10 protein-coding genes and 1 pseudogene are annotated in these 11,620 nt (G+C 63.3%); 4 read left to right on the forward strand and 7 right to left on the reverse strand.

Annotation, left to right across the window (positions count from 1 at the left end; genetic code table 11):
- Positions 1-493: 493 nt before the first annotated feature.
- Positions 494-742 (reverse strand): annotated as a pseudogene (locus tag ACPPVR_RS04770) (IS110 family transposase); the annotation flags it as partial.
- Positions 743-862: 120 nt separating this feature from the next.
- On the opposite strand from ACPPVR_RS04770, the gene ACPPVR_RS04775 reads away from it, so the two are divergent.
- Together ACPPVR_RS04775 and ada are read left to right on the forward strand one after the other, a co-directional pair.
- Positions 863-1,315 (forward strand): ester cyclase, encoded by a 453-nt coding sequence (locus ACPPVR_RS04775; protein WP_426613112.1) that lies wholly within the window; start codon positions 863-865, stop codon positions 1,313-1,315.
- A gap of 144 nt (positions 1,316-1,459) precedes the next feature.
- Complete coding sequence (ada, locus tag ACPPVR_RS04780; protein ID WP_426613113.1) at positions 1,460-2,557, forward strand: bifunctional DNA-binding transcriptional regulator/O6-methylguanine-DNA methyltransferase Ada; 1,098 nt, start codon at positions 1,460-1,462, stop codon at positions 2,555-2,557.
- A gap of 409 nt (positions 2,558-2,966) precedes the next feature.
- Here ada and lepA read toward each other — a convergent pair whose 3' ends face one another.
- A complete protein-coding gene (gene lepA, locus ACPPVR_RS04785; RefSeq protein WP_426613114.1) occupies positions 2,967-4,778 on the reverse strand; it encodes a translation elongation factor 4 in 1,812 nt (603 codons plus the stop codon).
- Positions 4,779-4,892: 114 nt separating this feature from the next.
- Here lepA and ACPPVR_RS04790 point away from each other — a divergent pair, with 114 nt between their 5' ends.
- A complete protein-coding gene (locus tag ACPPVR_RS04790) occupies positions 4,893-6,518 on the forward strand; it encodes a glycosyltransferase family 39 protein (RefSeq protein ID WP_426613115.1) in 1,626 nt (541 codons plus the stop codon).
- Between the two features lie 2 nt (positions 6,519-6,520).
- Here ACPPVR_RS04790 and ACPPVR_RS04795 read toward each other — a convergent pair whose 3' ends face one another.
- The 5 genes from ACPPVR_RS04795 to ACPPVR_RS04815 all read right to left on the reverse strand — a co-directional run bounded on the left by ACPPVR_RS04795 (position 6,521) and on the right by ACPPVR_RS04815 (position 10,609).
- Positions 6,521-6,847, reverse strand: coding sequence for an HPr family phosphocarrier protein (locus ACPPVR_RS04795; protein WP_426613116.1), 327 nt, complete (start codon positions 6,845-6,847; stop codon positions 6,521-6,523).
- Complete coding sequence (locus ACPPVR_RS04800; protein ID WP_024339151.1) at positions 6,844-7,245, reverse strand: PTS sugar transporter subunit IIA; 402 nt, start codon at positions 7,243-7,245, stop codon at positions 6,844-6,846. Before ACPPVR_RS04800 ends, ACPPVR_RS04795 begins: the two co-directional genes overlap by 4 nt.
- Positions 7,246-7,378: 133 nt before the next feature.
- A complete protein-coding gene (locus ACPPVR_RS04805) occupies positions 7,379-7,903 on the reverse strand; it encodes an HPr kinase/phosphorylase (protein ID WP_426613117.1) in 525 nt (174 codons plus the stop codon).
- On the reverse strand, positions 7,900-9,690 hold the full coding sequence (locus ACPPVR_RS04810; protein WP_426613118.1) for a stimulus-sensing domain-containing protein: 1,791 nt from the start codon (positions 9,688-9,690) through the stop codon (positions 7,900-7,902). The genes ACPPVR_RS04805 and ACPPVR_RS04810 overlap by 4 nt, the downstream gene beginning before the upstream one ends.
- Positions 9,691-9,907: 217 nt before the next feature.
- A complete protein-coding gene (locus ACPPVR_RS04815) occupies positions 9,908-10,609 on the reverse strand; it encodes a response regulator transcription factor (RefSeq protein ID WP_092026853.1) in 702 nt (233 codons plus the stop codon).
- A 240-nt stretch (positions 10,610-10,849) separates the two neighbouring features.
- Between ACPPVR_RS04815 and ACPPVR_RS04820 the strand changes: the two genes are divergently transcribed.
- Complete coding sequence (locus ACPPVR_RS04820) at positions 10,850-11,584, forward strand: HugZ family protein (RefSeq protein ID WP_426613119.1); 735 nt, start codon at positions 10,850-10,852, stop codon at positions 11,582-11,584.
- Positions 11,585-11,620 lie beyond the last annotated feature (36 nt).

Genomic DNA, 11,620 nt, shown 5'->3' on the forward strand with positions numbered 1-11,620 from the left:
AAACCCGTACGAGAACCCTCGAAAACTTCTGAAACTTGATCGGGCAACGAAGCCTCCGACCCGGAGGTGCGCGATGCCCGAATCCCATTGCAAGGCTTATGGTATTGACCAGTCTGCGCTCGATCTGTGGCGCGGCCGTGATCAAGGCAGTCTGGCCTCACGCTGTTGTGACCGACGAATCCGTGACGCGGTGTGTGAGCGAGGTGCGTTAAGAGCCCTTGACGATAGCGAGATGCAGACCAACCGGACCGTGCCATGAAGGGGTTATACTAGTCGGCTTGTGGAGGCACCCTGTTGGCCCAATGTCCGCTTCGGTCAATCACGTTAGTTTACCCCTCAGCGGATGACTACCGGTTTGCGCCCGATCCGGACATGTCGCTGCGCCACGCCACCGTCGCGATGGGCCCATGTGTGGACGGCTCCAGGTTGGCAAGGGTTTTCTTCACGCCTGCGGCGGTGGTCGGAGCAGCCATGTGTTCGGCGTGTCAGCGCGGTAGGGCTTCACATAGGCCGGAGGCATCAATCGTACCGTATGCCCGAGCGCCCGCAGTTCGCGGGACCAATGGTGCGACGACGCGCAAGCCTCGATCCCCACCAGGCATGGTGGCAGTTTTTGGAAAAATGCCAGGACCTGCCGGCGCTTCAACTGCCGGCGCAGGACCACTTGGCTGGCCGCATCAACGCCGTGCACTTGGAAGACCGACTTGGCGATATCGAGTCCGATTGTCGAAATCGACTGCATCGCTGCGGTGCATTCTTCAATTTCAGGGCAAGAACCGGAGTTCGATGCGGGGCGACGACGCCTAGACATTGTGGCGATCGAGAGTCGATCCATGATTCCTGCAATGAAGGGTGTTTTTCGATGAGCAAGCAAGATGAGAACAAGGCCGTCGTCGGTCGTTGGTTCACCGAATTCTGGGGCGAGACCGTCAATCTCGGCGTCATCGACGAGATTGCCGCGCCGGACATGCTGCTCAAATATTCGCTGCATGAGCCCCGGCGCGGTCGCGCTGACATCAAGGCGTTCATGACCGATTTCCGCGCCGCGTTTCCCGATCTCAATTTCTGGGGCATCGCGGACCTGATTGCCGAGGGCGACTATGTCGTCGGTCAATGGGAGGGCGGCGGCACCCACACCGGCCCGGCATTCAGCGATTTCCTGATCGGCAGCCTTCCGGCTGCGACGGGCCGCAAGATGCGCTTCACGGGCACCACGGTGCTCAAGGTCATCAACGGCAAGATCGTCGAGGAGATCGGTCTGGATGACGGCGTCACCGCACTGACCCAGCTCGGGTTGCTCAAGGCGGCGGCCTGATCGGTACGTTTCCGCACCATCGGCACATCTAGTGCCGTTGAGCGAGGCTCGCACATTGTGCGGGCCTCGTCTGCTTTTGGAGCACCGGACTGTCCCGTCGGAAATCGGGTGGTGATGTCTCCGGTATCGTGGAGACTAGAGCCGATGACCGCAGCGCCCCTTCAGTTCCGGAAGCAGATGCCCCTACCGGTCGCGGATGATCCGCGATGGGCCCGCGTCCTTGCGCGCGACAAGGCCGTAGATGGCCACTTCTGGTATTCGGTTTCGACGACGGGGATCTACTGCCGGCCGTCCTGTCCCTCGCGTGCGGCGAACCCGAGGAACGTCCAACTTCACGACAGCCTGGCGAGTGCCAAGGCGACTGGATTTCGGCCCTGCAGGCGTTGCAACCCGGACGGGCCCTCGGTCGAAGCCGAGAATACCACGCTCGTCGCGAAGGTTTGCCGCATCATCGAGACCAGCGCGGATGAGTCGTCGCTGGAGGATCTGGCCGGAGCTGTCGGCTTGAGCCCCGGCTATTTTCATCGCGTCTTCAAGGCCGCCACCGGGCTGACGCCGAAGAGCTATGCCGCCGAGTTCCGTGCCAGGAAGGTTCGTGAAGGTCTGGTCTCCGCCAATTCCGTGACCGAGGCGATGTACGACGCCGGCTTCAATTCGAGTGGAAGGTTCTACGAAAAGTCGACAGGAATGCTCGGCATGACGCCATCGCAGTATCGCGCCGGAGGGGCGAACGAGGAGATCAGGTTCGCGGTCGGTCAGAGTTCTCTCGGCCCGATTCTGGTCGCATCGAGCAAGAAGGGCGTCGTTGCGATCTTTCTTGGAGATGACGCAGAGGAGCTCGTCCACGATCTTCAGGATCGCTTCCCCAAGGCACGTCTGATCGGCGCTGACCATGACTATGAGGCGATGGTCGCGCGGGTGGTCGGCTTCGTGGAAGCGCCGGAGATCGGTCTCGATCTGCCGCTCGATATTCGCGGCACTGCGTTCCAGCAGCGGGTCTGGCAGGCGCTTCAGGAAATCCCTGTCGGTGCTACGGTCTGCTACGCGGAGCTCGCGCGCCGGATCGAGGCTCCCAACGCTGTGCGCGCCGTTGCCGGCGCCTGTGCGGCAAACAAGATCGCGGTCGCCATTCCGTGCCACCGCGTGATCCGCAACGACGGGTCGACCTCCGGATATGCCTGGGGCGTGGAACGCAAGCGCGCCCTGCTGGACAGGGAAGGAGCCGTGGAGCGATGTCGCTGAGTTGTTTCAATGCGATCGCGGCCGCGCCTGGGGATGGCCTGGATCTGAAGTTGCGAGAGCTGCTCGAGCGGGCTGCTGTGTCACCCCATTCGGAGGTGGCGGTGCGGTCCGATGGAATGCTCCAGGCGGGTCCAAATCCGAGATCCGAAGAGGTGGAGATCGGATCGGCGGTTGTGGTCGAGCTTCAGCAGCTCTTGGCTACTCGGTCGAGATGAGCGAGAGGCGGGCGCCTCTCCCACACGCGCTGCAATGATGGCATCGTGCCCCTGTTTTGCCCGACGCTGCAAGGGGGATCTCGTAAAATCGAAAAGCGCAATGCCGACAAGGGGCCGGCTACTGTGCATGGGGTTGTTTTCGCGGTTTTTGTTTGAGGCGAGGCTGGCGCGGCCAGAAGGCGGCGGCCTTTGCCTCAACTATCGACCTTCAGCGCGGCAATGAAGGCTTCCTGCGGGATGTCGACCTTGCCGAACTGCCGCATCTTCTTCTTGCCTTCCTTCTGCTTCTCCAGAAGCTTGCGCTTGCGCGTGATGTCGCCGCCGTAGCACTTTGCGGTGACGTCCTTGCGCAGTGCGCGCACCGTCTCGCGGGCGATCACCTTGCCGCCGATCGCCGCCTGGATCGGGATCTGGAACATGTGCGGCGGGATCAGCTCCTTCATCTTCTCGACCATGGCACGCCCGCGGCCTTCGGCGCGGGTCCGATGCACCAGCATCGAGAGCGCATCGACCGGTTCGTTGTTGACCAGGATCTGCATCTTGACGAGGTCTGCCGGCTTGTAGTCGGTCAGATGATAGTCGAACGAGGCGTAGCCCTTGGAGACCGACTTCAGGCGGTCGTAGAAGTCGAACACCACTTCGTTGAGCGGCAGATCGTATTTCACCATCGCGCGGGCGCCGACGTAGGTGAGCTCCTTCTGCGAGCCGCGGCGGTCCTGGCACAGCTTCAGCACGCTGCCGAGATATTCATCGGGGGTGAGGATCGTGGCCTCGATCCAGGGCTCCTGGATCTCCGCAATCTTCACCACATCGGGCATGTCGACGGGGTTGTGAATCGAGATTTCCTGCCCGTCGGTCAGGCTCATCTTGTAGATCACGCTCGGCGCGGTCGCGATCAGATTGAGATCGAATTCGCGCGACAGGCGCTCCTGGATGATCTCCAGATGCAGCAGCCCGAGGAAGCCGCAGCGGAAGCCGAAGCCGAGCGCGGCCGACGTCTCCATCTCGTAGGAGAAGCTGGCATCGTTGAGGCGCAGCTTGCCCATCGCCGCGCGCAAGGTCTCGAAGTCATCGGCGTCGGCAGGGAAGAGGCCGCAGAACACCACGGGAATGGCCGGCTTGAAGCCCGCCAGCATCTCGGTCACCGGCTTCCTGTCGTCGGTGATGGTATCGCCGACGCGGGTGTCGGCCACTTCCTTGATCGCCGCGGTGATGAAACCAATCTCGCCGGGCCCGAGCTCGTCGACCTGTGTCATCTTCGGCGTGAAGAAGCCGACGCGCTCGACGTCATAGGCCGCACCCGTGCCCATCATGCGGACGCGGCTGCCCTTCTTCATGACGCCGTCGACGACACGGATCAGCACGACGACGCCGAGATAGACGTCGTACCAGCTGTCGACCAGCAGCGCCTTCAACGTCGCATCGCGATCGCCCTTCGGCGGCGGCAGGCGGGTCACGATGGCTTCCAGCACATCGGGCACGCCGAGGCCGGTCTTGGCCGAGATCATCACCGCGTCGGACGCGTCGATGCCGATGACGTCCTCGATCTGCTGCTTGACCTTCTCCGGTTCTGCGGCGGGAAGGTCGACCTTGTTCAGGACCGGAACGATCTCATGACCCGCGTCGAGCGCGTGGTAAACGTTGGCGAGCGTCTGCGCTTCGACGCCCTGGCTGGCGTCGACCACCAGCAGGGAACCTTCGCAGGCCGCCAGCGACCGCGAGACTTCGTAGGCGAAGTCGACATGGCCGGGCGTGTCCATCAGGTTGAAGATGTAATCCTTGCCGTCCTTGGCGTGGTAGGCGAGGCGCACCGTCTGCGCCTTGATGGTGATGCCGCGCTCGCGCTCGATGTCCATGGAATCGAGCACCTGCTCCTTGCCCGCCATTTCGCGGTCGGACAGCCCGCCGGTCATCTGGATCAGGCGATCGGCCAGCGTCGATTTGCCATGGTCGATATGCGCGACGATGGAGAAATTGCGGATGTTGGAAATGGGGACGGTCGTCATGGGCGCGGGATACCACTCACATCCCCGTGCGGCAACCATATTGCTGTATTTTCAGGGGCTTTCTTCACGGCAAGCTGATTCCACGGGAGCCAAAAACGCGCTACGCAACGGCCCATGTCGACCACTTCGATCCCAACTGCCCGAGCGCGCGTAAAAAGCCGGGTGAGCTTTGCCCGCTTCCGGGCCTGGCTGGTTGCCTGCGCGATCCGCCCTGAGGCGCGCCTCTGGCTGGTGATCCAGTTCGCCATCCTGCATGCGGTGATCTGGACCTTCATCCTGATCAATCTCAAGGCCGCGCAGGACGTTCACATGGACGTCGCAGAAGCCTGGGGCTGGGGCCAGAAGTTCCTGTGGGGCTATGGCAAGCACCCGCCGCTGTCGGGCTGGATCGCCGGGATCTGGTTCAAGGTGTTCCCGGCGGCTGATTGGGCGACCTATGCGCTCGCGATGGCGACCGTCAGCGTCGGCATGGTGATCTGCTGGCTGGTTGCGTTGCGCGTCGTCGATGCGCGGCGCGCGTTCCTGGTCGTGGTGATGGTCGCGCTTTATCCGATCTTCAATTTCAAGGGTTTCAAGTACAACCCGGACCTGCTTCAGCTCGTCACTTTGCCGCTCGTTGTGCTGGCCTATCTCAACGCCTTCGAGAAGCGGAGCTGGCAGTCCGGAGTCTTGCTCGGGCTTGCCGGTGCGCTGGCGCTGATGACCAAATACTGGGTGCTGACCATGATCGGCGCCATCGGGCTCGCCGCGCTGATTCATCCGGAGCGGATGAGATTCCTGCTGTCGCCGGCGCCCTGGGTCGCGATCGCGACGATGGTGGTGGCGATGATCCCGCACATCATCTGGCTCGCGGACGCGCATTTTGTGCCGCTGACCTATGCCGGCGACACCTACAGCATAGAGGATTCCGGCCTCGTGCATCAGCTCGTGTTCGGCTATGTCCTGCACAATGCCGCGCTGCTGGCGCTGCCGGTGGCGCTTGCAGCGCTCGCGATGGCGCTGGTGCCGCCGTGGCTCGGTTTGCTCTCGCGCGCGCCGTTGCGCGTCGTCACGCGGGCCTGGGCGCGCGGCTCCAATCCGGGCGTCGATCTCTCGAAGGCGCTGAATATCTGGATCATCCAGATCATCGTGGCCGCCGGCCCGCCGCTCGGCGCGCTGGTCTTCGGCATCTACATCAAGACCGATTGGGGCATCTCGCTGTTCTTCCTGGTGCCGCTGGCGCTGGTCGCGATCCCTCCGCTGCGGGTGCAGAGTGCGGCGGTGTTCAAGATCGTTGCGATCTGGCTCGTGCTGAGCATCGCGACGCTCATTGCCTCGCCCTGGATCGCCGCGCGCGAAATGGCGGTCAATGCCGACAATACGGCGACCTATGGCGCGCGCTCGGAGCTCGCACACGAATTGACGCAGGCCTGGCACGCGCGCTTCGCCTCGCGCTGGGCGGTCGTCACCGGCACCATGGAGTCGGTTCAGCCGATGGTGTTCTACAGCCCCGACCATCCCAGCGCGTTCACGCCGAACGAGGCCTGGAGCTCCGGGCTGACGTCACTCGAAGACGTCAAGAAATACGGCTTCATCGGCGTGTTCGATCCGACCGACGGCCGCCTGCCCGCGTTCGAGAAGTGGGTGTCGGAGACCGCGCCGAATGCCGAGCGCTTGGTGATGACGACGCGCCGCTTTATCCACAGCAAGGCCGGTCCGTCGATGAGCTGGAACGTCTACATCGCCCCGCCGGAGAAGTGACCTCAGGTCCCTTCTTCGTTGAACTTGCTCTCGACGAGCTCCGTGATCGCCGCGAGCGCGGCTTCCGCATCGGGGCCGGCAGCAGCCACCGTGATCGTCGTTCCCGGCCCGGCGGCGAGCATCATCAGGCCCATGATCGAGGTTCCGCCGACGGTCTCGGCGCCGCGCGTCACCCACACCTGTGCGTTGAAGCGCTCCACCGCCTGGACGAACTTCGCCGAGGCGCGGGCGTGCAGGCCGCGCTTGTTGATGATCAGGAGCTCTTTGGAGATCGCGTTCGCGGGCACGCCAGTGCCGGCTTGGTTTCCGGGCGGCGCGTCGTCGCTCATTTGCCGGCGAGTACGCGGCTGGCGATGGTGACGTATTTGCGGCCGGCTTCCTGGGCCATCGCGATCGCGTCCGGCAGCGAACGCTCCTCGCGCACCTTGGCAAGTTTCACCAGCATGGGAAGGTTGATGCCCGCGAGGACCTCGACCTTGGGCCGGCTCATACAGGATATTGCCAGGTTGGATGGGGTGCCGCCGAACATGTCGGTAAGGATCGCAACGCCGTCGCCGGAATCGACGCGGTTAACCGCCTCGATGATGTCGCTTCGGCAGAGATCGGAATCGTCTTCAGCGCCGATCGTGATCGCTTCGATTTGTTTTTGCGGACCCATGACATGTTCAAGCGCTGCCTTGAATTCGTCGGCAAGGCGCCCGTGGGTCACAAGTACTAGACCAATCATCGGAAAACTCCTCGCGGGCGCTTTTGGTGCACCGCACGAACGCGCCACTTTGACCATCCAGAGCCCCCGCGCAAGAGGGGATGTTGCGTATCTCCCTGAATCTAGACGGATGGATGAGGGGAGCTGCGTCGGTCTATTCGATCGCGATAGTGGGGCTCATATGGTTACCATTTCCCTTCAAACAATTGCCGGAAGGGTTAACGGAAGATGAACTCTTGGTAGTGATCAAGGCTGCGACAACCAAAGGGAGGGGCGAATAACCACGTCCGACCGGGATTCGCGGTATTTCGACACCGAAAATGCCGACTTTCAGCGATTCCAGTGGGGGCAGGCGTTCGGCGTCGTCCGCGTCCAGATCGACCACGAGACCGACGGTCGCATGCTCCACGAAGTCGCAGCGGCGAATCCCCAAGCCCCGGATCTCGATCAGGCCGGCCAGGACCGGAGTGGGACGGACCACAATTTCTTGGCCGACTGTCGCCAGATGGACACGGTCATCGCCGACCAGAATGGCCCTTTCGACCACGCCTGCGCGCCCCGCCATGATCAAATCGAAGGCAAGGCGGGACTTCCCGGCGCCGGAGGGCCCGCGGATCAGCACCGCCAGATCTCCGACCTTGACTGCGGAGGCGTGAACGCTTGGGCCGTCGTCGCTCATAGCGCCGGCAGCCTCACCACGAAGTGCGCGCCGGCAACCGTCGCCGCGCCGTCTTCGTCCGGGGGACCTGCGCGATTTTCCGCCCAGATCCGTCCGCCATGGGCATCGACGATCTGCTTGGAGATCGACAGGCCGAGGCCGGAGTTCTGGCCAAAGCCCTGATGCGGACGGTCGGTGTAGAAGCGCTCGAAGATGCGCTCCAGCGCGTCGTCGCGGATGCCGGGGCCGTCGTCGTCGACCACGATCTCGATCTCGCCGCGCACGCGGCGGCAAATGAGACGCACCTTGCTGCCGAGCTCGGAAAAGGATTGTGCGTTGGAGAGCAGGTTGGAGACCACTTGTCCGAGCCGCGAATCGTGGCCCGTTACGGAGAACGAGTCGGTCGGGCTGCGGCCCTCGAAGCGCGCCTCGACGGCGACGTCGTGGCCGAGCTTGGTCTCGTTGGCGACCGAAACCAGCGTGCCCAAGAGGCGCTTGAGATCGACCGGGAGCGCATCCTGCCGCTGCAATTCGGCATCGAGCCGGCTTGCATCCGAGATGTCCGAGATCAGGCGGTCGAGCCGTTTGACGTCATGTTCGATGACCTCGAGCAGGCGGGCGCGGCTGTTCTCGTTGCGCGCCAGCGGCATCGTCTCGACCGCGGAGCGCAGCGAGGTCAGCGGATTCTTCAGCTCATGGGCGACATCGGCGGCGAACATCTCGATCGCCTCGATGCGCTTGTAGAGCGCGTTGGTCATGTCGCGCAGCGCGCCGGAGAGATGGCCGATCTCGTCGCGGCGGCGGGTGAAGTCGGGAATCTCGACGCGGGTCTTGATGCGGCGGCGGACCCGCTCGGCGCTGTCGGCGAGCCGGCGCACGGGACCTGCGATCGTGCTCGCGAGCAGCAGCGACAGCATGATCATGACCGCGGCGGCGACGCCGCCGACCTTGAGGATCGCCAGGCGCTCGGCGGTGACCATCTGGTCGATGTCGTCGCCCTGTGTCGACAGCATCAGCGCACCGTGGATGGCGCGCGAGCGCAGCACGGGGACTGCGACCGAGACGATCACCTCGCCGCGCGCATTCACCCGCACCATCGAGCGCTTCTGGCCCTGGAGTGCATCGGCGACTTCCACATAGCCGTTGCCGTTCTCGCGCCCGAGCTCGCGATACAGCGGCAGGTCGCCGCGGTTGATCCAGAGGCGTACCGCGACCGTCCCGCGTTCGATCAGGCCGGGTTTTTCCGACGGCGGCGGCAGCGGCAACGTTCGCACGTTGTCGAGGTCACGGCTGTCGAGCAACACCGAACCGTTGGGATCGAAAATCCGCGCGCGGGTCTTGGTTGGCGAGATCAGCGTGCGCAACACCGGCGCGACGCGCTCGGGATTGATCGGAAAATCCAGCGAATCGTCCGGTCCGCCGTAGCTCTCGCCCAATTTCAGGTCGAGCAGCCGCTCAGGGTCGACGGTGATCGCGTTGGTCTGCACTGTCGCCGACGCTCCGATCGCACCGGCGATGATCTCAGCCTGCACCAGGAGGCTCTGGGCGCGCGCGTCGATCAGGCCGGCGCGGAACTGCGACAGATACAGGATGCTCGCGACCAGCGCGACGAGGCCCGCGAGGTTGAGCGAGACGATGCGGCGGGTCAGGCTCGAGAACGACAGCGCGAAGAAGAACTGCCCGGCGCGCTTGAGCCAGTTCAGCGGCCGCCAGCCTTGCGCGACCGGCTTGTCCTCATGATCCGAGGCGCCGTGGGCGGCAACGTCCTCGGCGTTCGAACTCGGATCAGGCTGCGTTCGGTCAAGCAATGCTTACGCCCGCGTTAGGACAGCTCGTGCGATGGGTCCCCGCATCCTAGAGCATGATCCGGAAAAGTGTGCAGCGGTTTTCCGAAAAGATCATGCTCAAACAATAACCTAAAGCGCGATGATCTTCATTCCAATCACATCGCGCTTTAGGCCCATCCCGGTCCCGATGGAATCAGAACCGGGCGCAACTCTGGTCTTTTGTGAAGGCGCGTGCGCCTCAGGCTTCCTTGAAGCGGTAGCCAACGCCGTAGAGCGTCTCGATCATCTCGAAATCGTTGTCCGTCACCTTGAACTTCTTGCGTAGCCGCTTGATGTGGCTGTCGATGGTGCGGTCGTCGACATAGACCTGGTCGTCATAGGCGGCGTCCATCAGCGCGTTGCGGCTCTTGACCACGCCGGGCCGGGTCGCCAGCGCCTGGAGGATCAGGAATTCGGTGACGGTCAGCGTCACCGGCTCGTTCTTCCAGGTGCAGGTATGGCGTTCCGGATCCATGCGCAAAAGGCCGCGGTCGAGCGCCTTGGCGTCGTTCTCCTTCGGTGTGACAGTCGGGTCCTTCGGCGCCGAGCGGCGCAGCACGGCCTTGACGCGTTCGACCAGCAAGCGCTGCGAGAACGGTTTGCGGATGAAATCGTCCGCGCCCATCTTGAGGCCGAACAGCTCGTCGATCTCTTCGTCCTTGGAAGTCAGGAAGATCACCGGCAGGTCGGATTTCTGCCGCAGCCGGCGCAGCGTCTCCATGCCGTCCATGCGCGGCATCTTGATGTCGAGGATGGCAAGATCGGGTTGGGTGGTGCGGAAACCGTCAAGCGCGGAGGCCCCGTCGGTGTAGGTCATGATGCGGTAGCCTTCGGCTTCCAGCGCGATCGAGACGGATGTGAGAATGTTGCGGTCGTCGTCGACCAAAGCGATTGTGGGCATGAGCCTCTGCTTTCTGCTTTCCGTTTGGGTCGTGGCTTAAACGGCGAGCAATCCAGTGGTGCGCCGCATACATGGGTCCCGAACTTGGAGTTCGAACTTTGTCACCGAGCAATGCAAGCTGGGCTGAAGTGTGACCAAGTTCCGCGAAACACGGCAGATTCGCCGCATGTCGACCCATAACCCGACCCTCGTTTACCCGAAAAAAGACCCACCTTGCAACCACCTGAGGCGAGAAAGCCAATGCAACCGACCCCCGATTTCGACCCCGGAAAGCTCGCCAAATCGCTGCTCAGGCGGTCACGGCAGGGGGCCCTTGCGACGCTGATGGCGGGCAGCGGCGATCCTTATTGTTCCCTGGTCAATCTGGCCAGCCATCCCGATGGTTCGCCGATCCTGCTGATCTCGGGATTGGCCGTTCATACCAGGAATATTCTGGCAGATAGCCGGGTCTCCCTGATGCTGGACGAGCGCGCGGCGGGCGATCCGCTGGAAGGTGCCCGGATCATGCTGTCCGGCCGGGCGGAACAGGCCGAGACCGAGAAGGATCTTCTCCAGAGGCGGTATTTGAATGCCCATCCTTCGGCGGAAGCCTTTGTCTCATTTAGGGATTTTTCGTTCTTCCGGATCATTCCTGCGGGAACCCATCTGGTGGCCGGCTTTGGCCGGATCGTCGATCTCAAGCCCGGGCAGTTCCTCACGGACCTCGCCGGCGCCGAGGAGCTGCTGGCGGCCGAGGAGGGGGCTGTCGCGCACATGAATGCCGACCATCGCGATGCCATGGGCCTCTACGCCACAAAACTGCTCAACGCGGCCGAGGGTGACTGGCGGTGCACCGGCTGCGACCCCGAAGGCCTCGACATGCAGGACGGCCAGACCGCCCTGCGGCTGGATTTTCCGGAGCGGGTCACGAACGGCACGGCGCTGCGCAAGATGCTGGTCCGCCTTGTCGGCGAAGCGCGGGCAAAGACGGAGTAGCCACAAATTGAACGCCGGGGCCCATCGCTGCGACCC

Source organism: Bradyrhizobium sp. McL0616, from assembly GCF_049993385.1.
Classification (GTDB): domain Bacteria; phylum Pseudomonadota; class Alphaproteobacteria; order Rhizobiales; family Xanthobacteraceae; genus Bradyrhizobium.

Coding starts and splice junctions, on each gene's coding strand:
- ACPPVR_RS04790 (WP_426613115.1), top strand. CDS start 4,893: ATGTCGACCACTTCGATCCCAACTGCCCGAGCGCGCGTAAAAAGCCGG.
- ACPPVR_RS04775 (WP_426613112.1), top strand. CDS start 863: ATGAGCAAGCAAGATGAGAACAAGGCCGTCGTCGGTCGTTGGTTCACC.
- ada (WP_426613113.1), top strand. CDS start 1,460: ATGACCGCAGCGCCCCTTCAGTTCCGGAAGCAGATGCCCCTACCGGTC.
- ACPPVR_RS04800 (WP_024339151.1), bottom strand. CDS start 7,245: ATGATTGGTCTAGTACTTGTGACCCACGGGCGCCTTGCCGACGAATTC.
- ACPPVR_RS04795 (WP_426613116.1), bottom strand. CDS start 6,847: ATGAGCGACGACGCGCCGCCCGGAAACCAAGCCGGCACTGGCGTGCCC.
- ACPPVR_RS04805 (WP_426613117.1), bottom strand. CDS start 7,903: ATGAGCGACGACGGCCCAAGCGTTCACGCCTCCGCAGTCAAGGTCGGA.
- ACPPVR_RS04815 (WP_092026853.1), bottom strand. CDS start 10,609: ATGCCCACAATCGCTTTGGTCGACGACGACCGCAACATTCTCACATCC.
- ACPPVR_RS04820 (WP_426613119.1), top strand. CDS start 10,850: ATGCAACCGACCCCCGATTTCGACCCCGGAAAGCTCGCCAAATCGCTG.
- lepA (WP_426613114.1), bottom strand. CDS start 4,778: ATGACGACCGTCCCCATTTCCAACATCCGCAATTTCTCCATCGTCGCG.